Source organism: Desulfomonile tiedjei (assembly GCA_016212925.1).
Taxonomy (GTDB): Bacteria; Desulfobacterota; Desulfomonilia; order Desulfomonilales; family Desulfomonilaceae; genus JACRDF01.
In genome coordinates this window covers 56975-76353 of the sequence record JACRDF010000011.1, presented here as the reverse complement: position 1 = coordinate 76353, position 19379 = coordinate 56975, and the positions used below count along the sequence as shown (strand labels likewise).

Sequence of the window (19379 nt, the reverse complement as noted above, 5' to 3'; positions counted from 1 at the left end):
AACTCGCCGCTGTTGATCATTTGGTACGGGGGCACGTTCGCGAGATCCGCCCGCTGCGCCTCCAGTTCGGCGATTTGGTTTCGGAGTCGTTCAATTTCCTTGAGAAGGTTCGTTTTTGACTCGGCATCGTTGCTCATGGCAACCCCCAACCGATGGACTCCGCGCATCTATAGGTTAGACAACGAACCGGAGAATATGTCCCCCGCACCCTTATGGATTCCCAAAAGGCGCGAGCAGCACCGCCGCGCATCGCCACTACCACCCGGTTGCCGAGGTCTAGCTTGCCATCTTATTCGGCTGTTTCAACGAAGCTCTGGCAACAAAGACTTGGAAAAGCGCGGCCACGCCTAATAAAGCAACCCCGGCCAGGTCTGCCCACGGGGAGGGGTGCACAAGACACAATCCGGAGCCGGCCAGCAACAGACGCTCCAGCGCCGTCGACCTCTTTAGAAGCCATCCGGAAGCCGCGGACGCAAAAGCAACAACCCCGAGAAACGACGTTGCGATGACCCAAACCGATTCGAGCAAACCGCTGCCCTTGAGAAGCAGAGCGTACCCGGAAGGGTCAAGCACAAACATAAAAGGTACCACAAAAGCCACAACAGTATACTTCCACGCCATCAAAGTAGTCTTGAACGGGTCTCCTCCGGTCAGGGCCGCGGCGGCAAAGGGAGACAGAGCCGTCGGCGGCGAAACTTCGGAGAGCACGGCGTAGTAGAAGATGAACATGTGCGCGGCATAATCGGGCACGCCAAGCTTTACAAGGGCCGGAGCGGCAATAACCGCCGCGATAATGTATGTAGCTGTTATGGGAACTGCCAAACCTATTATCCATAACAATATCCCGGTGAATATGGCAGTAAGTAGGAGGCTTCCCCCTGCATACGTTATGATGATAGTGGAAAGCTTCAGACCGAGACCGGTCAGGCTTACGACGCCCACGATAATACCGGCGCAGGCGCAAACGGAAGCTACGTTGAGCACAGCGAGAGTCCCTTGCTTAAGGGTATTTACCATCTTAGCCAGCGTGAACCAGGTCTCTCGGCGAATAAAGCACGCAAAAAAACAGGTCAATATCGCGAAAAAGACCGCCATGGGCGGAGTAAAGCCTGAAACAAGGGAGGCCACCAGCACGATAACAGGAAGAAAATGGTACCCGTACGTCCAAGTCAGAGACCTGAGGGTATGAACTTTTTCCACCTCCACCAATCGCAATCCGAATTTGCGTGCATCGAACTCAACCATGAGCAGAAGTCCCCAATAGTAAAGGCACGCCGGAATAGCCGCCATTTTGATGACATCCAGGTAAGAAATCCTCAGGAACTCTGCAATTAAAAACGCTGCCGCGCCCATGACAGGCGGGGTGAGCACCGCGCCCAGGCCACCGGCCGCCAACAATCCACCGGCATTCTCTTTGTTGTACCCGGCTTTCTTGAGCATGGGATAGGCAACGGAACCGACCGTCACGGTATCAGCTACTCCACTCCCCGACCCGCCTGCCAAAAAGAACGACGCCATGCACACAGTGCGACCCGCTCCTGTTGGTTTGTTTCCCTGAGCGGTAAATGCAAAATCCACATAGAACTTGCCCGCACCGGACGTTCGCAGAAACGCTCCGAAAATCGTAAACATAATTATGAAGGTTGAGGAAACATCGATTGGAACGCCGAAAATGCCCTCCAGAGTCATATACATGTGCCCGACGATACGCTCGAGGTCATAACCTCGGTGAGTCCAAGGAGGAGGAAGCAAGGGGCCAATATACGCGTAAATGAGAAAGAGCACCACCGTGACTGGCATTATCAAACCGGAAGTCCTGCGCGCGGCTTCAAGAATCAGGAGAATCAGGATAACTCCAAACACCAAGTCCCAGCGATCCGGTGTTACGGCCCTGTAAATGAACTCTTCAAAATCCAAGAGCATGTAACCGATAGACGAGGCGGCAAGCAGTGCCAGAATGATGTCAAGGGCGTTCACCTTGTTCTTGAACTTCTTCAAGGCCGGGTAGTGCAAGAAGACCAGGACCAATATAACTGCTACATGCACTCCTCGAAGTATTTGAGTGGTAATAGTGCCGACCGCACAATAGATGGCGAATACGGAGTTGGCCACCGCCAGGACTGTGATGATTATGCTCCAGATAGGGTTGGGTTCCCTGGTTACTCCCTCTTCTTTCTGTATGACTTCTTCAACCTTCTTAAGCTGTTCTTCAACGACCCACGTTTGTTGCTCGTTTTCCATTATCTATCTCCAAAGGGCGCTGACAAAGTATACCAGGGCGCGGACCCTGACCAGTTTCACCTGGATGGCCTCTTCCCGGTTTTCTGGGTTTCCAAGATCAATCTCGCGGTCACGCACTTGAAAAACGTGATTCCCAATGCTGCCGGCCGGGATCGTAAATCCGCGGCAGCGTAGATCCACGTTGAATTCGTCCCTGCGTTCTATCCCCAAGTATTCCAGCGCGGCTTCGCTGAGGCTCGTCACTTGGACAAGCCTCAAGTAATCGCCCTCTATTCTGAACTTCTCACTGACGGGAACGTCATACATGGAATGGGTGTAAGTGTGGACAAAGACATCGCCCTCGGACACAGGCAGTGCAAGCTCGCGGCCACCGATGTCTACAATTAGGAGACTTTGGCCCGGTCCGACGACCAGGAGGATCGCGGCAACACCCAAAAGGTACGGTACCCATGCCCTGGCGCCGTACCCCAAACGGCGTTTCATGTTTGGAGGTTCAGTCCCTTTTCCTTAAAGAATTTCTGCGCACCTTTATGATAAGGGATGGGAGATCCCTTTACGGCGCTTTCGAGACTTATGGCCTCAGCCTGCTTGTGAACGGCGACCAGATCGGCCTTGTGATCGAACAAAGCTGCCAATATTTCATATACCAATTTCTCGTCCATGTTTTCATGGGCGACCAGGCAGTTTGCAACGGCAGCCACAGGAACATCGTTATCAACGCCTTTGTAAACGCCCTTTGGAATTATTTCAGGGTAATACACCGGCCCGTACTTGACCGCCATCTTGTCTATGCAATCAGCATTGGGTATTAGACTGATCTTCATTCCGGGAGACGCGGCGTTATCGAGGACCGCGGCCGTCGGTACACCGCCACACCAGAAGTACCCGTCAATCTTTCCATCTTTGAGGGCGCCAGAGGATTCGGATGCTCCCAGCCTATCTCGCTTAATATCTTTGTCGGGGTTTATCCCGTTGGCTTCCAGGATTCTCAGGGCCATAACCTCGACCCCGCTCCCCGGCGCGCCTGTGGAGATGGTTTTACCCTTCATGTCCGCGACCTTGCCTATCCCTTTCCCTTCCACAACCACGACATGCATGAAGTTCGGGTACAGGACTGCCAGATTCTGTATGGGAAGGGCCTGTTTGAATTTGCCGAGCCCCTTCCAGGCATCGTAGGCTGTGTCACCCATGATGATTCCCAAATCAGATTTCTTGGCGGCTATAAGCTTGCAGTTGTCCACGGAGGCGGCAGTGACTTCGGCCGCCGCTTCCACGTTCGGGACGTGCTTGGTTATGACAGCCGCTATGGCGCCCCCCATTACGAAATATACGCCACCCATTCCGCCTGTGGCTACGGAAATCCTCTTTTCCCCGGCGGCGCCGGCGCCCTGAGGCCCTCCAAGGACCACGATGCCTCCGACCGCGGCTGTTAGCTTAAGGAATTCACGTCTTCCCATTGCGCAGCCATATTTAATCCCACGCCTCTGCCTCATGCCACCCCTCCTGTTGTTATAAGGTTGATCAGCAATAATACGACAGCTCCGCTTAGCAGATCCGGCCTACGTGCCTGTAGGCCGCCAAGCCACTGAAGCCGTAGTTCTTGCGCGGTGTTGTTCTTGCCAAGCTTGTCCCCGGAAAGAGGGAAAGAAGGAGTCCGGTCTCGTAGATCTGACCGCGCGCAGCCTTGCCATGGAGGACGCGAACTTTTGGGGCATAAATAGCATAAAGGACCGGGGAAATTCAAGTTCGATCATGGGCAGAGGCTGAGGGTTCCGTTACGCCGAGCAAATTGAAGTGGTGAGCGGACCGCGTGATGGGACCGGCATCTTGCCGGCCAGTCGACACCCCGGACTCCGATTCGGGGTCCAGTCTGGATTCCCGTCTGCACGGGAATGACGGCGGGCGAAACGTCTGGTCCACCAATTTGCAGCGCAACCGCCGTGAGAGCCGGGCCCGGGAAGCCGTCAAGGCTTCGATAACAGGTACAACCTGTCAGGCCTTTCCTATCTTCTGCGGCGGGGGCGGTGGGTCCCCTTCAATGACCATGATGGCCATGCCTGTGGCCAGGTGCCATTCAATGTGGCAATGGAAGAACCAGAATCCGGGATTGTCAGCCTCCCATTGCACTACAGCCCAGCTCTTGGCCGGAATGCTGAGATTATCTTTTTGGACGGGATCGTTCTCATTAAGGGGCTGACCACGGTACTTCCCGGCCCCTTTGGCGCCCAACCCCAGCACGCGGAAGTAGTGGCCATGCAAATGAAACGGGTGGCCCATCTTTGATTCGTTGTCGATGACCAGTCGAACGACATCCCCTTGCTTGAATCTCATTTGCGTGACGGGTGGATCCGGGGGATCACTGTCTTCGGTTGCAGGCTTTTGGGGCAACTCGAAGACCTGCCCGTTTACCATCCACTTGTAAGGCATCATCGATCCCGAAAGCACGAGGACTTTGTTGGTGGTGGGCGCTTTCAGTTCCAAAGGAGAGTACGGCTTGAGGTCAGTCACCTTAAGAGAAACACCCCATTCCGCTTTCGTTTTGGGCAGTTCCTGGAGAGCCCCTTTGTATCTCAGTACTGCGAGGGCATAGTCTTCCTTGTCCTCTTCCAGCGTCTTGGCTCGAATCCAATAATTTGACACCGACTGATCAGCGTTGACGATAACATCGTATCGCTCTCCTACGTCGATGAGCAGGCTGTCCACTGGCTGGAGTTTCGTTAGGGCTCCATCAGTGGCGATAGCGGACAGTTTATGTCCATCGATGGCAAGCCTGAACGCGTAGGTTGAAGAGGCGTTTATAACACGAAACCGAATTCGATCTTTTTCCGCCACTTCGTAGGTCTCCAAAGGGGTTTCAGAGCCCGGATCAAACCTCCCCTTTCCGTTGATCAGAGCCGATTCAAAGGGAACGTCGGCAACGTCCGGTGCGCTATCGGAAGCCATTCGCATTTGCATTTTGGAGGGTATTTCGTCAGCCGGCTTTTCCATCTTCATTTTGGCGCCCATTTCGCCGGATGCCATGCCCATGTACAAGCCTTTTTTCAAGTTTGCCAGAATCCGCTCTGAAGGGATGTGAAACCAGTCGCTGATCATGATGACCCGCTCATAATCATAGTCGTTCTTGTAAGGGTTATCTTTCTCCTCGATGATGAAGGGGCCGAACAATCCGTCAGAGTACTGAACCCCGGTGTGAGAGTGGTACCAGTGTGTACCCGCCGGAAAGGCCGTGAAGGTGTATGTGTAGCAATCTCCGGGTTGAATTGGTCTCTGAGAGATCATGGCCACGCCGTCCATAAACCATGTTCCCTTCTGGTGTATGCCGTGCCAGTGCATGGTGGTTGGTTGCGGAAGGTTGTTGCACAAAGTAACGGAGACCTCCTCACCTTCCTTGGCGCGGATGGTGGGACCCGGAAACATCCCGTTAATCGCCCAGATACCCCCCTCCTTCGGCTTCCCGTCCGGCCATTTTCCGGGTGTGAGGATGCTCGCAGTGAATTCAAACGGCCTGCCGACCGGCCGAGCGGCCATCGCCACCGATGATGATCCGATACGCAAGGCTGCAGTGGCTGTCAGCCCTCCGGCCACGAGAAGGAATTTCCTCCTGGTCAAAGTGCTTGCTCCCATTTAGTCCGTCCTTTCCCCTTGCACAGTGCGGCATCCAGATTTGATTTGACTTTGAACTCCGTTTTCATGGAAACTGACCATCTATTGTTTTGAGTGTTCCACAACAAAAAAAGATCTTTCACGAAGGGGTCAGAATATGAGACGAGCAGGATCCATCACGCCAATTGCCGTTGCGGCGGCGTTGCTTTTGTGCTTTGCCTCGGGTCCCGGCCAGGCCCAGGAAAAGAAGATTGTAAGGATTAGCGGGGCGGGTGCGTTGTCCGACGCAGTGCAATCCTATTCGGAGCAGTATATGAAAGAAGCGGGGAACTGCTCCATCACCGTCACGGGAACGGGTGTTGGTTTGGGTTTTAAGAGGCTGATTGGTGGAGAAACGGATATGGTAATGTCCACAAGAAAGCCGACGGCCGAAGAAACCAAGTTGGCTGGAGAAAAGGGCCTGACACTCGCCTCAAAGGACATTGGCCAAGTTGAACTCGCTGTCATTACAAATGACAAGAATAGTGTTAATGAGCTGACGATGGAGCAACTGGCAAAAATATTCAAGGGGGAAATCACCAACTGGAGCCAGGTTGGAGGACCAAATGAACCGATAAAGGTCACCATCCGGCCGGTACCGGAATCGGGAATAGGAGTTCGCTTTCAGGAGGTAGTATTGAAAGGCGCTCCGTACACAAAAGAACATCTGGTGATGAGTTCCTATAACATGACTCTTGTGGTCTGCGGAAAATCTTTTGCTATAGGATATCTTCCGACATCGACGTCGTTCTTCGACAAAATAGGGGAGCGCGGTGTCAAAATTTTAAGCCTGAAGAAATCGGCGGATTCCGCACCGTATCCCTTGGCGAGCGGGGTTACCAGGGAAACGCTCTTTCCTATTTCAGTCGGTTTTTACCTCTACTGGAATTCGCAAACCGACAACCCGTGTATCAAAGGATTTGGGGACTTCGCGGAAAAGCAGACTGAATAAGATGCCCGCGAGGCACGGCAGGGCAGGCAAGGCGCTCACCCCTTCGCCTTGCCTCGCCATTCAATCGGAGGCATGAAGCCCCCTGGCTCTGCCGGGCCATCTATCCCCGTGGCTTGGTTCATCTGCACGAACCGCCCCGGTCTCCCCGCTTTCCGATTCCGAAGTTCGTGGGCAAAAGTCCTCTACTGCTCAATACCCATGGATTTCTTCAAGTGGTCACGCAAGATTTCTACCAGCTTGGCAGAGTACTGCGACTTTTTGGCCTCAGCGTTCCAAAGGGACCTCGTTGCTCCCCGGAACTTGACAAGCTGGAATTCAGGGATCACCGAAACCGTCACGCCAAGCTTCTCGGCCTTCTCCAAAGCCGCTTGGTCAATTCCGTCGGATTGAGCGAAGCTACGCTCCATGGCGCTCATAGCCGCCTTTTGTAGGGCTTGTTGCTGGTCGTTGGGGAGCGCCTTAAAAGTTTTGGTGTTAATGGTAATCTCGATGATTCCCGGGGTATGCAAAGCGGGTTTTACTATGTGGCTCAGCACTTCGTAGAACTTGTACTGTTCTACTGTGTACCAAGGGAAGTCAGTGCCGTCCACCACCCCATCCTTTAAGGCCTTGTGCTGTTCGGGCGCAGGAATGTCGATTGCTGAGGCCCCGAGAGCCTCTATGATCTCGGCCTCCATGCCCACGGCCCTAATCTTCTTACCTTTGAGATCTCCGATCTTGGTCACCGGAAACTTGGTTAGCAAGCCCATGCTTGAAACAGACAGGGCGCCCAAGTATGTGACACCGTGTTTGGCGACCGCGTCTGCCATCACCTGGCAGTAACCCTTGTTCAGGAGCACGTCTTTGGCATCAGCCGCGTTCGCCCAGTTGAAGGGCAGCCACTGGCAATTCACCTCGGGCACCTTGTCGGCGTAGTACAGAAGGGAACCGGAATAGCCGTCCAGTTTGCCCTGGCAGACCGCGTCGAAGACTTCCGTGATTTTAAGGCCTTGGCCTGGCCAGGTGATTTTGACTTGCACCTGATTGTTGGTCAACCTTGCCACCTCACTCGCGAAGAATGACGTGGACTGACCAACATTAGCCTTTTCCGGGTAGGCGCATTGGAAACTCAAAGTGGTCTGCGCGAAAACTTGAACCAGTGGGCAAAGGCAAAGCACTAGAGTCGCTACCAGCACCGTCGCAGCTTTTTTCAACATCTGAACTCCTTTCTTTGATTCACACCTATATTGCGTTCACGGCAGGTAATCACGCCCCAGGCGTGACTAAACATGGCCGGGAGCAGGACAATAAAGAAAATCGCGTCATTCCCCCCTTTTGTAAGCCGTGACCGAGGGGGATCGGATTAGACAAGGCGGCTTCCCCAATGCTTTTGATGGCGCCTTCATAGTCGCAAATTGGTGTAGGTCGGCTTGACCGTATAAAAATATGTACGATTTCTCCGGTTAACGGTAGTAATTTTTTCAGGCGAGTGTCTTTTCACGTACACGGGAAGGTTGTAGAAGGCCAATTGGTCGCGCAAATGGCAGAGAAGGATTATTTGAACCGTTCCCTGAGTTCTCTATAGTGACCCTGTGCGATACAAGGGGCTGTGCTCTAGGCAGCTGCAAAGTGGTTCTTGGCGAATTCAATCCGCCGGCCAATACTGGTCAGGTCTGCGTGGTGCTGTTCTACCAGTTCAAGCCTAGGGAGCAGGCCCGAGTTATTGGCGATTTGAATATTCAAACCGGGTCGCGCATTGAGTTCAAGGATCAGCGGGCCTTTGTTGCGGTCCAGGACAATATCGACCCCCTGGTATCCCAGCCCTGTTAGGTCGTAACAACGTGCTGCAAGCCCAAGCAGGTCGTCCCAGTGTGGAATAGCCACCCCGTTGACGGACCTGCCCGTGTCGGGGTGTTCGGACACTATTTCATTGCCCCAGACTGCGCTGAGCGTCTTTCCATTGGCGATGTCGATCCCCGCGCCCAATGCCCCCTGATGCAGGTTCGCCTTGCCGTCGGACATCCGTGTCGGCAGCCTGACCATGGACATGACAGGGACGCCAAGAAATACGATGATCCGAACGTCAGGAACTCCCAGGTAGCTGATGGCTTCGAATATCGGGTCGAATTCCACTCGATATTCAATGATGGCCCTGTCGGGCTGGCCGCCCAGACTGTACAATCCGCTGAGGATGTTGAAAATATGATGATTCAATTCGTCGTAATTAATTATTAGGCCGTCGGATTTACGAAACTTGTCATGCATCCGGCCGGCTATGACGAGAATTCCTTCTCCACCACTTCCATGAGCCGGTTTGACAACAAAATCGGGGTGCCCCTCAAGAGCGTCCGGCAGATGGCGGACCTGACCTTCCACTTCCACTACCGCGTAGAGTTCCGGCACACCTATCCCGTTTTCTTGAGCAAGCCGCTTGGTAAGCAGCTTGTCATCCACCAGCGGATACAGGCGGCGGGGGTTGTACTTCAGGACAAAGTCCGCATTGCGTTTGTTTATTGCCAGCACACCCTTCTTCTTCAGTTTGCGGGCCAAAGCAAATATCATGTCTGCTCCTTGGCCAAAGCCTTGAATCTGTGCAGATCCAGAAGTCTATATCCGGAGTATCGCCCCAGGAGCAGGATGGCTGCCAGCAATACAAGAAGGAGTTCCGGGAAAACGAACACCAAGTGTTCGACATGTTTTATGTTCATCACCAGAAAGGCCAGTGCCGCAGTCACCAAACTTCCTGCGCCCGCGATAAGGGCCTCACTGGAACCTCGCTCTTCCCACAAGATGGACATTCTTTCTATAGTCATGGTCATGATGACCATGGGAAACAAAGCCACAGACAGGCCCCTATGAATGCCCAGGGTGTTCATGACAATGCTGAAGATTGCCATGAGGCCCACCACGACGATCAGCACCGCGGCCATGCGCGGCACCACAAGCAGTTTAAGTCGTTCCAGGTAGAAACGTATGCCCAAACCGATTCCGGTAAGCAGGCTGAATAGGACGATTCCCGACAGTAATCCCGTCTCTCTAAAGGAGAGAGCTATAAGCACCGGCATAAAGGTCCCGAAGGTCCTGATGCCGACAATATTTCGCAGAATCACGAGAATGAAGGCCCCCACGGGTACCAGCAACATGACTCGGTATACGGCCTGTGTGTTCACTGGCAGGCTGAAGAGAGAAAACTTCAGCAGGAGCGGTTTGGAGATTTCCCCCCGTTGAACCGCCGCGGTCACCCCTTCTTCCAGTTTCGGGCTGATTGACAGCACCACGTTTAGCTTCGATGCACCCTCGAGTTGTACGAGGCTCTGAGACCCTTGCCACCACCGCAGCCAATCGCTCGGAACTGGCGATTTTCCTCTAAGCGGGTCGAAAGATACCCACTGTTTGTTGTGGTAGACTTCCAGCCAGTGCAACAGAGGGGTTTTTTTTGAGAAATCATACTTTTCCGGCTGCAACCGGACCCCTTGCACGACCCTGACCGGTATGCCTGCGTAGCGTAGTATACGCGCCGCCTGGTCGACTTTTCGGAACAAACTCGGCTTGGGGCCCAGCAATATCCTTACATTGTCGTCAGGATTTGGGTTGTTGAGCCTCTTTATCAATTCCGCGACCGTCGTGGGAGTGTCCGCGGATTTGGCCTTGATGTCCTCGACGAGCGATTTGACCGCCTCTTCGCCAGGTCCTTTGAATTTAGGCACTTCCAGTTCCGGCGACTCGGCTTCCCCTTTTGGCGCCGGGGCCCGCACAGGCCTCACCACCGCTTGATAGTACAGATTTTGTTTACCCGCGGCCTTTCTGATGGACCAGGTCACGCGCCTGTTGGTCTCTTCCGTAGTGGCCACAAGACCATAGCCACTCGAGATAAAATGCTCGTCGACAATCGCGTACCGCCGAGTGTTGCCGGGGATAAACATTGAAGCCTTGACCGGATTGCCCTCGGCAACGAAACTGACCCGGGCTTCCACGTTCCAAACCTGAACGGTCGTTCGCGGGGCAAGGGGAAAGTTCAGGAAAAAGGCTTTGTAAAAGAAAAGCCCCAGCCCGGTAATGGCAAGAACCACCACCAATATATACAAGTGGAGTTTATTCAAGACTCAGCTTCTCTTGTGGGCACTGGGGTTGGACGGTGTGCTCCAGTGCAGGGTCCACCACTATTCCGCCCTTCATAAAGCTGCGCCCAATGAGGAGTTGGTACTTGAAGCGGCTTCGATCGACCAGGTTGACTTCCGCTTCCTTGTAAAAATTTCCCACACAGACGCCCATCAGGACCACGGGACGCTTTTGTCTGGGCGCGCCGTTCCGCTTGATTTTGGCTAAGCGGATCAATTTTCGTTCGAGATTGAAGGTCTTTCCATCAGAGTCGGTCACCTGAAACCGCACCCATGTTTCTCCGTCACGAGCAAACTCCGTCAAAACCTTCACGTTCAAAGACGAATTGTCCGCACCGGTATCCAGCTTAGCAGGAATCTTAATCTCTCCCGGATAGACTAGGGCGTTTTCAATAAATCCCATTACTTGTTTAGACTCTGCATCCACAGTTTTGACAAACCCGAATATAAGGACCATGCAAAACAATAAACAAAAGCCTTTCATGCTTCCTCCGACGTGTAAGAGCGTTCGGTATATATCTGGTCGGGACCTTTGTCAATTGCCCCGATCAAGGTGTGATTTGACGTTTCATGATTTTTGGGGGCGCGACTAATCTCCGTTTTTGCATAACCGGTCATAATTGATTAACGACCGGAAACGTTGTCAGGGCTGTCCGTCTTTGATAACATTATGCCTTCAATAGGTTTAACGCTGCCCATTCGGAACGTCAATCCCCTTGGGCAGTCGCGTGGCCGCCGTATGCCGGTGTCTGACAATTACGCGGCGACCCTGTTCCCACTGGTATTTTTCGCACTTGAATTCGATCAAGGAGGCATTGCCATGAACAAGAAAGTAATCGCGGCCTTGGTAGCAATTGGTGTCTATCTGATTATTCTTGCTCAAAACACCGAAATCGTGACCGTGAAACTCCTCTTTTGGGAAGCATCCATGTCTCGAATAATTCTTATGACAATAACAGGCATGATAGGCTTCATAATAGGTTACCTGTTCGCCAGATTCTCCGGCGGACGGCACGGCGAAGCATCCGCAAGCATTCACAAAGCCGAGTAGTTCTAATGGCCTGCGATGGGGGCTGGAAGGCCCACCCTCGGAGGACAACCATTTACCACCAGCGCTTCCGCTTGAAATAGACCAGCATCGCAAAGACCATACAAAGCGCTATGGAAATGACCCACGCATAGCCGTAACGCCACTCATATTCCGGCATGGACTTGAAGTTCATCCCGTACCAGCCGACCAGAAAGGTCAGGGGAATGAACAGGGTGGCAATGATGGTAAGGACTTTCATAATCTCGTTGAGCCGGTAGCTTATACTGGACAGATAAATATCCAACATACCGGAAATTATGTCACGGGAAGTTTCCATTGTGTCAATAACGTGAATGGTGTGATCGTAAACGTCTCTGAGATACGGCATCGTAAGGCTCTTGATTAGAGGCGATTCCCCATCCAGCAACCGGTTGATCACCTCTCGCAGAGGCCACACCGATTTTCGCATAAAGATCATGTAGGTCTTCAATTTGTGAATTGTTTGGAGGGTGTCCGGCGCAGGGGCTTTGACGAGTTCTTCTTCCAGAAATTCCAGCTTTTCGCCCAGCTTCTCCAGCAAAACAAAATAATTGTCTACCACGCTGTCCAGCAGGGCGTATGCCAGGTAGTCCGGCCCACCTTTTCTTATCCGTCCTTTGGAGGCTCTGATTCGTTCACGAATGGGATCGAAGAGGTCCTCTCGATTTTCTTGAAAACTGATGAGATAGTTCGATCCCAGAATCAGGCTGATCTGCTCGGAGTTTATCTCTCCCTTCCCTTCATCGAATTCGAGCACCCGGAAAACGATGAAGAGGTAATCTTCGAGGTCCTCCGCCTTTGGGCGCTGGGTTGTATTTGCTATGTCCTCCATGATCAATGGATGCAGATTGAAGAGATGGCCGATATTTTCAATAACTTTCAGATCGTGAACGCCGTCGATGTTTATCCATGTGACAGTCGGTTTGTCGAGGAAGGTGTGAAGCTCATTGATATTTGTTACCTCTGACTCAACCGCGTTTGCTTCGTCGTAGTCAATAACGGAAATCCGAACTTTTTCCGTTCGTTCCTTCCCAACGTGGACCACAGTGCCCGGAGGCAGGCCTGATTTCCGTGCTCGTTTTTTGGTTGCGGCTCGAAAACGGCTCCCCAAGCCTGGTCCGTAAACTCTGGCGTTACCTTGACTCCTCTGTCGGCTCATTAAGCCCCCTCGCCGGCGTCGGCGTTGTCTTCTTGTCGGCCCAGGTTATCCTGAAATAGCATTCTTATCAGCTAAATTCCGCATCGTTTCCGGGTCATTCTTACAAAAAAGGGATGAAATCAGTAATGATGGTTGTCCATCCATTCCTGTGCCGCGAGAGACCAGGGAGTCACAGGAGTCGGGTAATCCTTGCCGCACCGTACGTCAACCACGAACGGCCGCTCTGCCTCCAATGCGGCCTTGAAAGCAGAATCCAGGGCTTCAGGCGCTTCCACGGTGACGCCTTCCGCTCCCAGCGAACGGGCGAATCCCGCCCAATCATGAATGGGAAGAGATGTCAGCGCGGCTGGTCCCGGACCCTGTTTCTTCGCGCGAAGGTAGACGTTCCCGAGGGCTCCATTGTTCACAACGACCCAAATAACCGGGACATTAAATCGCGCGGCTGTCTGGATTTCCATCCCGTGCATGAGCATGCAGCCGTCGCCGGTTATCACGACGCAAGGCAGTTCGGGCCTTGCCAATTTGGCGCCGATGCCCGCGGGAATTGCCCAGCCCATGGGGCCCAAATTTGTCGCTGAGATATAATGTTTTGGAGCGTACGCTTTCCAGTAATGGCCGGCAAAGGCCCGATGCGCCCCGGAATCCACTAGAGCTACCGTATCGCGAGGCATTACGTCTCGAAGTGCAGTTATCACCCGAGCCGGATGAATAGGCACCTTGTCGCTGGAACAGTTCTCCTCATCGTAGAGCAGGGGGCCTGAAGCGCGAACTGTCTCCATCCATTTCTGCCGATCCGTTTTGCCGGCATCGAGCCACCGAAGCAGATCATTGCCTGCGTTAATGAGTGATTGTATCGCCTTACCGCAGTCTCCGACAGCGGCCACATCCACAGGGTAGTTTTTGGCTATGGCCGCGGCGTCCACATCTACCTGGACAATCCCGCGAGTCGGCCTCATGGCTTCATTCCAATACATCGTGTCGCGCTGATTGAGTCCGGAACCCAAGACCAACAGGATGTCCACCGGCCCGAGTAACAGTTCGGTTGCGTGGCGGGTACCCGCGTATCCGAATACTCCAAACGAAAGCGGATGATCCTCCGGGAGCACGCCTTTTGCCCGGAGCGTCGTTGCCACAGGAATGTGGAACTGTTCCGCGAACTTTTGCAAATCCTTGCTGCATTGAGACGCCTCGACGCCCTGACCTGCAAGAATAGCCACTCTAGTGGCACATTCCTCGAATTTTCCCCCTGGGACAAGGAGATCCCAGAACCCCGCGAAAGCTTCTTCGTCCAGATAAGAGTGCCGGTACAAGGTGGGAAAGACCGGATTGTACTGCGTGCTGATATCTGCTGTTTGGATGTTTCTGGGGATACTGAGATGGGCCGGCGCACTCCGGGGAGCCAGCGTACTGGCCAGTGCGCTGCGCAGGTGATGATCCAGCAGACCTGCGTCCTCAACCTCCATGGAATAGGCTGTGACAGATCTCAATGTTTCGATGTCGTTGAGTCCGGAAGCGCTCGCGTCCTGAAATCCGCCTCTTCCCTCCCAATTCGTGGGGACTTCTCCGCTTATCAGCAGGACCGCCGACCGGTCGGAAAGCGCCGTTGCCATAGCAGTGACGGTATTTGTGACACCCGGCCCCCCAATGGCAAAACAGACTCCGAGACGCCCGGAAGCCCTGGCATAGCCGTCGGCCATGTAAGCAGCACCACCCTCGTGCGCCGCAACGATGGGCCGTATCGCGTTAGGATCTCCCAGTTCCGGATAGAAGGGATCAATAAGGCCTCCAGGGACCATGAACACATGCGTGATCCCCTCAGCTGCAATGGCACGCAAGATGTACTGAGTAGCTATCATTACAACCTCCTTGCACTCCGTGGGCTGCCTGATCCCGTCAAAATGGTTCACTGGCCCCTTCAGGCAGATCGCACTGGAAGCTCAAGAGAAGACAGCCTATCATCCCGTAAAAGCCTACCAGAGTGACTAATTCCACGAGATATGCTTTCCCCAATTCCTCGCTTGCTCGCTGGTACAAATCGTTTGGGATAGAGCGAGAACTGCACAGCGACTGCGCGACTTCCACTATGAGTCTTTCCCTCGGGTTGAGCAATCCCGGAGATGCTTGGGAACGAATAATCTCGATGGTTTCACTGGAGAGCCCTTCTTTTCGCGCGAACGGCTCATGCATGACCCACTCGAACGCGGCGCCCAAGAACCGTGCAGTCGTCAGTATTGCCAGTTCCCGCTCTTTGCCTGGCAGGTTTCCCCGAAATCGCAGAAGCTCTCCCAGGTCCGCCACTTTCTCGGCCAAGTCCGGGGTGTGCATGAGAACGGCATACGGTCCCCGCACGTCTCCTCTTGGCCCTACGATCTTGTCCCAAATCCTCTGTGCGTCGGCAGAGAGGCTCGTCTTTGTCGGCCGTTCCAGTCGCGTCATGACAATTCTCCACGAGCGTTATATGGTGATTCTCAAAAGTCTTGACGGTTTGCACTTGGAAACCAATGAATTTGGATCGTGTCTTGGGTGCCACTGCTGGCTTGTCCAGCAGTGTTGGCGCAGGAAGCACTGCTGGACAAGCCAGTCCCGCGTTGGCGGGACACCCACAAACGAACCCGTGCTTACTTTCGAGACATGCTATAGCAGTTGTCAGAAATAATATTCGATTATGAGAAGCACCTCTTGGAATTCGGTACGTCGCGGCCTCCGTGCCGGCACAGTTTTCGGTTACAAGTCAATCACGCCCCTGGCGTGACAGGGATCCCGGATCGCGGTCCGGGGCAGGCTCTGGCCCCCACCGGTTCTCTCAGAACCAGAGCTGTGCAAAAGGTCAAGAACTGTGGCACCTGGTATCTTTTCATTACTCCCGTGGCATGTGGATTGGGGAGATCCGTTGAATCAGCGTTCAATTAGCTGGACCTTTGATTTCAGAGCGTCTCAGTTCTCCGGCGAGATCAGATATCCTTGAGCCATGATTTGATGCGGGCATCTATCTGATCTCTAATTTCTCGGAATTTATTCAATTTTTCTTGTTCAGTTCCCCGAAACTCCGCCGGGTCCTCAATAGGCCAATACAGTCTGATGCTCGCTCCCGGGAAGACCGGGCATTCCGATTCCGCTCTCGCACACACGGTTATAAGAAACCCGAAATGAGTAGTTCCGAGGTACTGTTTCAGATCTTTGGTCTGATGTCCACTCAAGTCAAATCCGATCTCGTGCATCACCTGTTTGACAAGAGGATGTATTTCCGTGGGCTCAAGTCCCGCGCTGTAAGCCTCAAACCGGTCTCCCGCGTACTTTCTCAGGAAGGCTTCAGCCATCTGGCTCCTCGCGGAATTATGCGTGCAGAGAAATAATACTCTTGGTTTGTCCATCGCGAACTTCCATCCTCCTTTGCAGTTAACGGTCAAGGCAACCAAGCGCAGGGAACACCTGAGCAGGGGCTTCATCGTGCAATGGGACTTTTAACGAGGGGCAATTCTCAGGAAGCGTCCAGGACCTCCCGCACCTTGCGCGCGAGGGTCAAAGCCGTGAAAGGCTTTTGCAGGAAATTAACCCCGGGTTTCAAGACTCCATGGCGGACAATAGCGTTCTCCGTGTATCCTGAAACGTAAAGTACTTTCAATTCCGGATTTTGCTGGGTCAGGCGGCTGTAGAGAACACTGCCGTTAACCTTTGGCATGACTACATCTGTGAGCAATAGGTGAATCGGCCTGTTATATTGCTCAAACGACTTTGTGGCGTCTTCCGGATCGCCGGCTTCCAGCACATTGTAGCCAAGCATCTGAAGGATTTCACAAGTCATCTCCAGGACAGAGGGTTCGTCCTCGACCAGCAATATTGTCTCGCTGCCTCCATATTGGGTGAAGACTTCGCTGTCCTCGGGCCGAGCCTGTATCTCCTCTTCCAGCACAGGCCAATAAAGCTTTAGGGTCGTGCCGAGTCCGGGCTCGCTTCGGACTGCCACGTGGCCCCGATGCTGCTTGACTATACCATAGACCATGGACAGCCCAAGACCGCTGCCCGTCCCCTGGTCTTTGGTTGTGAAAAAAGGCTCGAAAATCCTTGAAACAGTCTCCGAATACATCCCGTGTCCCGTATCGCTCACAGCTATCATCACATAAGATCCCGGCGTGACGTCCGGGTAAATCCGAGCGTAACTCTCGTCAAGGGCTACATTGGAGGTTTCGATTATCAAGTCCCCTCCGTCCGGCATCGCATCTCGTGCGTTAGACGCAAGATTCATCAGAATCTGCTCGATCTGATCCCGGTCGGCCCGCACTTTCGCCAGTTCCGAATCGAGGATGGTAATCAAAGGAATGTGAGGCCCCAGAAGCTTCGTCAAGACCCCGTACGTTTCGGCGATTACCTGGTTTAGGTCTACCACCTTCACGTCAAGCACCTGTTTGCGACTAAAGGCCAACAGTTGCCGCGTGAGCCGTGCCGCTCTTTCGGCCCCTTGAAGTATTTGCTCGACTCTCTTGCGGTGGGATGAGTCGGATGGCATTTGCTGGAGCAGCAAATTCGAGTGACCCATGACAGCGGTCAAAGTGTTGTTGAAATCATGGGCGACCCCACCTGCCAAACGTCCCACAGCCTCCATCTTCTGGGCATGCCGAAGCTGGTCCTCCAATAGCTTGCGTTCGGTAATGTCCCTGACCACCGCGAGCAAACGATCACCGCCGCCTATGGCAGCGCGTTTAAGGTTAACTTCGACCCAAAAAGAGCGCCCTCTCTTGTCTTTGGCCATCCACTCAAAAAGCTGGGGTTCGCCTTGAGCGGCCCGCCTCATGAATTGGGACGCGTCTTTTTGAGTCCAAAGCGGTTCATCGGAAGTCAGATCTTGCCAAGTCAGTCGGCTTGCCTCTTCCGGGGCGTACCCGTAGATCTCGGACATTTTTTTGTTTACATCGAGAATCTCGAAGGTTCCCGCATCGTGCACGAAAATAGCGTCATTTGCCGCATCGAAGATCGCCCTGTAATTGGCTTCCGATTCTCGAAGCGCTTTATCCGACAATTGCCGTCCGGCCATTTCTTCGAGCAACTGTCTGTTTGCCACTCTCAGCTCTATAGTTCGAGTCTCTACATATTCTTCCAGTTCATCGTGAGCCTTCTGCAACTCTTCCGCGAATTTTTTTTGCAGGGTGATTTGCTCCTTCTCAGGGGTAAGATCCTGATAAAGGACCAGAATGTAGCGTCTGGAGCCCACCCTAAGCGAACGCAGGTGCATGCGCCCCCATCGTTGCCCAAGCCGCGTGTTCAGGGCCAGTTTCCTGGTGCGCGGTTTCCTGTCCGCGAATGTTATCTCCATCAAGTCTTGAACTTGCTGCGCCTGGGCGGGGTTGGGGAAAAAATTTCTCAGAGGCCGGCCCTGGACTCTGTCGGAGTCTTCAATAGTCTTGTCCCAGAATTCGTTGGCAAAGGCTACCGCGCAGGCATGGTCCACCAATAGAGCTGCCATGGGGAGACTGTCCAACAACTTGGTCAAGGCTCGGGCCTGAACCCCCCTAAGATCGAAACTTCCTGTTAGTGTGATGTTTCGGCTCAACAGGCCCGTAAGGTCAATGGTTTCCGTACCTAGACCCTCTGCCTGCTGGTCGCTTTCAACTTCCAGTGGTGGAACACTTGGCTCGGTCATTTGTTCACTTCCCGGTTGGCTCCGTGAACTACGACTTATGTGGGAAATCCGGGCAACGCACGGTTAGTGCATGGATCGGTCCCCCTGCATGCAATCGTCTCCATCCTTAATTCATATTAGGCAGCGGCTATCCCCCCATAATCGTTTCAGTCCCGCAATCGGGTTGGCCCCGCCACGGCCGGGCATGATTTACCCGAGCCGTATTAATCAAATCCAGCGTCTCGATCCTCGGATCGCGTCAATTAAGCATCCGGCCCTTTTTGCAGCACACCGCTTCCAAAGACGAAAGACTCGCTCTCCCGGCGGACTGCTGGTCTTACCAGGAGTTGAGCGCGCCGCATTTGGTCGGCTTGCCCCCACGATAGAAACACATGTGACCGGGTTGCCGGCTTCTAAGATATCAATTAAAACCCCTTCCAGGTGAAGCCTGGCTTCACAACCATTCTTATCCCCCCACTGAAGTCTTGTCAAGGCACAACTTCTCCGATGGATCTCCCGCTATGGCTGGGCCTGATAGGGCTTCCCGGGGTAACTGATGAGGAAATTGAAATGGGGGAACTGCCGCGGGAGCCTCATTCAATTGA

Annotated in this window: 15 protein-coding genes; 2 read left to right on the top strand and 13 right to left on the bottom strand. The window is 53.5% G+C overall.

The window, feature by feature from the left end:
* Window positions 1-276: 276 nt before the first annotated feature.
* The 4 genes from HY913_06230 to HY913_06215 form a co-directional block, all read right to left on the bottom strand.
* Complete coding sequence (locus tag HY913_06230; protein MBI4962856.1) at window positions 277-2241, bottom strand: TRAP transporter fused permease subunit; 1965 nt, start codon at window positions 2239-2241, stop codon at window positions 277-279.
* A 3-nt stretch (window positions 2242-2244) separates the two neighbouring features.
* Window positions 2245-2724: a hypothetical protein gene (locus tag HY913_06225; protein MBI4962855.1), complete on the bottom strand. Its 480-nt coding sequence runs from the start codon at window positions 2722-2724 to the stop codon at window positions 2245-2247.
* Complete coding sequence (locus tag HY913_06220) at window positions 2721-3734, bottom strand: TAXI family TRAP transporter solute-binding subunit (GenBank protein ID MBI4962854.1); 1014 nt, start codon at window positions 3732-3734, stop codon at window positions 2721-2723. The genes HY913_06225 and HY913_06220 overlap by 4 nt, the downstream gene beginning before the upstream one ends.
* Window positions 3735-4233: 499 nt before the next feature.
* Complete coding sequence (locus tag HY913_06215; GenBank protein MBI4962853.1) at window positions 4234-5865, bottom strand: multicopper oxidase family protein; 1632 nt, start codon at window positions 5863-5865, stop codon at window positions 4234-4236.
* Window positions 5866-6001: 136 nt separating this feature from the next.
* Between HY913_06215 and HY913_06210 the strand changes: the two genes are divergently transcribed.
* Window positions 6002-6835 carry a substrate-binding domain-containing protein gene (locus tag HY913_06210; GenBank protein MBI4962852.1) on the top strand — a complete coding sequence of 278 codons (834 nt, stop codon included), beginning with the start codon at window positions 6002-6004 and terminating at the stop codon, window positions 6833-6835.
* A 182-nt stretch (window positions 6836-7017) separates the two neighbouring features.
* On the opposite strand, the gene dctP is transcribed toward HY913_06210, so the two are convergent.
* From dctP to HY913_06190, 4 genes are all read right to left on the bottom strand, one after another.
* Window positions 7018-8031 (bottom strand): TRAP transporter substrate-binding protein DctP, encoded by a 1014-nt coding sequence (gene dctP, locus HY913_06205; GenBank protein MBI4962851.1) that lies wholly within the window; start codon window positions 8029-8031, stop codon window positions 7018-7020.
* A 397-nt stretch (window positions 8032-8428) separates the two neighbouring features.
* Window positions 8429-9376, bottom strand: coding sequence for an alpha-L-glutamate ligase-like protein (locus tag HY913_06200; GenBank protein ID MBI4962850.1), 948 nt, complete (start codon window positions 9374-9376; stop codon window positions 8429-8431).
* Window positions 9373-10914, bottom strand: a complete 1542-nt coding sequence (locus HY913_06195) for a UUP1 family membrane protein (GenBank protein MBI4962849.1) — start codon at window positions 10912-10914, stop codon at window positions 9373-9375. Before HY913_06195 ends, HY913_06200 begins: the two co-directional genes overlap by 4 nt.
* Window positions 10907-11416 (bottom strand): ATP-dependent zinc protease, encoded by a 510-nt coding sequence (locus tag HY913_06190; protein MBI4962848.1) that lies wholly within the window; start codon window positions 11414-11416, stop codon window positions 10907-10909. The genes HY913_06195 and HY913_06190 overlap by 8 nt, the downstream gene beginning before the upstream one ends.
* Window positions 11417-11752: 336 nt before the next feature.
* Here HY913_06190 and HY913_06185 point away from each other — a divergent pair, with 336 nt between their 5' ends.
* Complete coding sequence (locus HY913_06185) at window positions 11753-11983, top strand: LapA family protein (protein MBI4962847.1); 231 nt, start codon at window positions 11753-11755, stop codon at window positions 11981-11983.
* Between the two features lie 52 nt (window positions 11984-12035).
* On the opposite strand, the gene corA is transcribed toward HY913_06185, so the two are convergent.
* The 5 genes from corA to HY913_06160 all read right to left on the bottom strand — a co-directional run bounded on the left by corA (window position 12036) and on the right by HY913_06160 (window position 18795).
* Complete coding sequence (gene corA / locus HY913_06180; GenBank protein ID MBI4962846.1) at window positions 12036-13160, bottom strand: magnesium/cobalt transporter CorA; 1125 nt, start codon at window positions 13158-13160, stop codon at window positions 12036-12038.
* A 119-nt stretch (window positions 13161-13279) separates the two neighbouring features.
* Complete coding sequence (locus HY913_06175; GenBank protein ID MBI4962845.1) at window positions 13280-15016, bottom strand: thiamine pyrophosphate-binding protein; 1737 nt, start codon at window positions 15014-15016, stop codon at window positions 13280-13282.
* 37 nt (window positions 15017-15053) lie between these two features.
* Window positions 15054-15596, bottom strand: coding sequence for a carboxymuconolactone decarboxylase family protein (locus tag HY913_06170; GenBank protein ID MBI4962844.1), 543 nt, complete (start codon window positions 15594-15596; stop codon window positions 15054-15056).
* 515 nt (window positions 15597-16111) lie between these two features.
* On the bottom strand, window positions 16112-16531 hold the full coding sequence (locus HY913_06165; GenBank protein MBI4962843.1) for an arsenate reductase ArsC: 420 nt from the start codon (window positions 16529-16531) through the stop codon (window positions 16112-16114).
* A 107-nt stretch (window positions 16532-16638) separates the two neighbouring features.
* On the bottom strand, window positions 16639-18795 hold the full coding sequence (locus tag HY913_06160) for a PAS domain S-box protein (protein ID MBI4962842.1): 2157 nt from the start codon (window positions 18793-18795) through the stop codon (window positions 16639-16641).
* Window positions 18796-19379 lie beyond the last annotated feature (584 nt).

What these genes read in the sequence shown, in the direction of transcription:
- HY913_06200 (MBI4962850.1), bottom strand. Translation starts at nt 9,376, where the DNA reads ATGATATTTGCTTTGGCCCGCAAACTGAAGAAGAAGGGTGTGCTGGCA.
- HY913_06185 (MBI4962847.1), top strand. Translation starts at nt 11,753, where the DNA reads ATGAACAAGAAAGTAATCGCGGCCTTGGTAGCAATTGGTGTCTATCTG.
- HY913_06230 (MBI4962856.1), bottom strand. Translation starts at nt 2,241, where the DNA reads ATGGAAAACGAGCAACAAACGTGGGTCGTTGAAGAACAGCTTAAGAAG.
- HY913_06225 (MBI4962855.1), bottom strand. Translation starts at nt 2,724, where the DNA reads ATGAAACGCCGTTTGGGGTACGGCGCCAGGGCATGGGTACCGTACCTT.
- HY913_06220 (MBI4962854.1), bottom strand. Translation starts at nt 3,734, where the DNA reads ATGAGGCAGAGGCGTGGGATTAAATATGGCTGCGCAATGGGAAGACGT.
- HY913_06165 (MBI4962843.1), bottom strand. Translation starts at nt 16,531, where the DNA reads ATGGACAAACCAAGAGTATTATTTCTCTGCACGCATAATTCCGCGAGG.
- corA (MBI4962846.1), bottom strand. Translation starts at nt 13,160, where the DNA reads ATGAGCCGACAGAGGAGTCAAGGTAACGCCAGAGTTTACGGACCAGGC.
- HY913_06210 (MBI4962852.1), top strand. Translation starts at nt 6,002, where the DNA reads ATGAGACGAGCAGGATCCATCACGCCAATTGCCGTTGCGGCGGCGTTG.
- HY913_06175 (MBI4962845.1), bottom strand. Translation starts at nt 15,016, where the DNA reads ATGATAGCTACTCAGTACATCTTGCGTGCCATTGCAGCTGAGGGGATC.
- HY913_06160 (MBI4962842.1), bottom strand. Translation starts at nt 18,795, where the DNA reads ATGACCGAGCCAAGTGTTCCACCACTGGAAGTTGAAAGCGACCAGCAG.
- dctP (MBI4962851.1), bottom strand. Translation starts at nt 8,031, where the DNA reads ATGTTGAAAAAAGCTGCGACGGTGCTGGTAGCGACTCTAGTGCTTTGC.
- HY913_06215 (MBI4962853.1), bottom strand. Translation starts at nt 5,865, where the DNA reads ATGGGAGCAAGCACTTTGACCAGGAGGAAATTCCTTCTCGTGGCCGGA.
- HY913_06170 (MBI4962844.1), bottom strand. Translation starts at nt 15,596, where the DNA reads ATGACGCGACTGGAACGGCCGACAAAGACGAGCCTCTCTGCCGACGCA.
- HY913_06190 (MBI4962848.1), bottom strand. Translation starts at nt 11,416, where the DNA reads ATGAAAGGCTTTTGTTTATTGTTTTGCATGGTCCTTATATTCGGGTTT.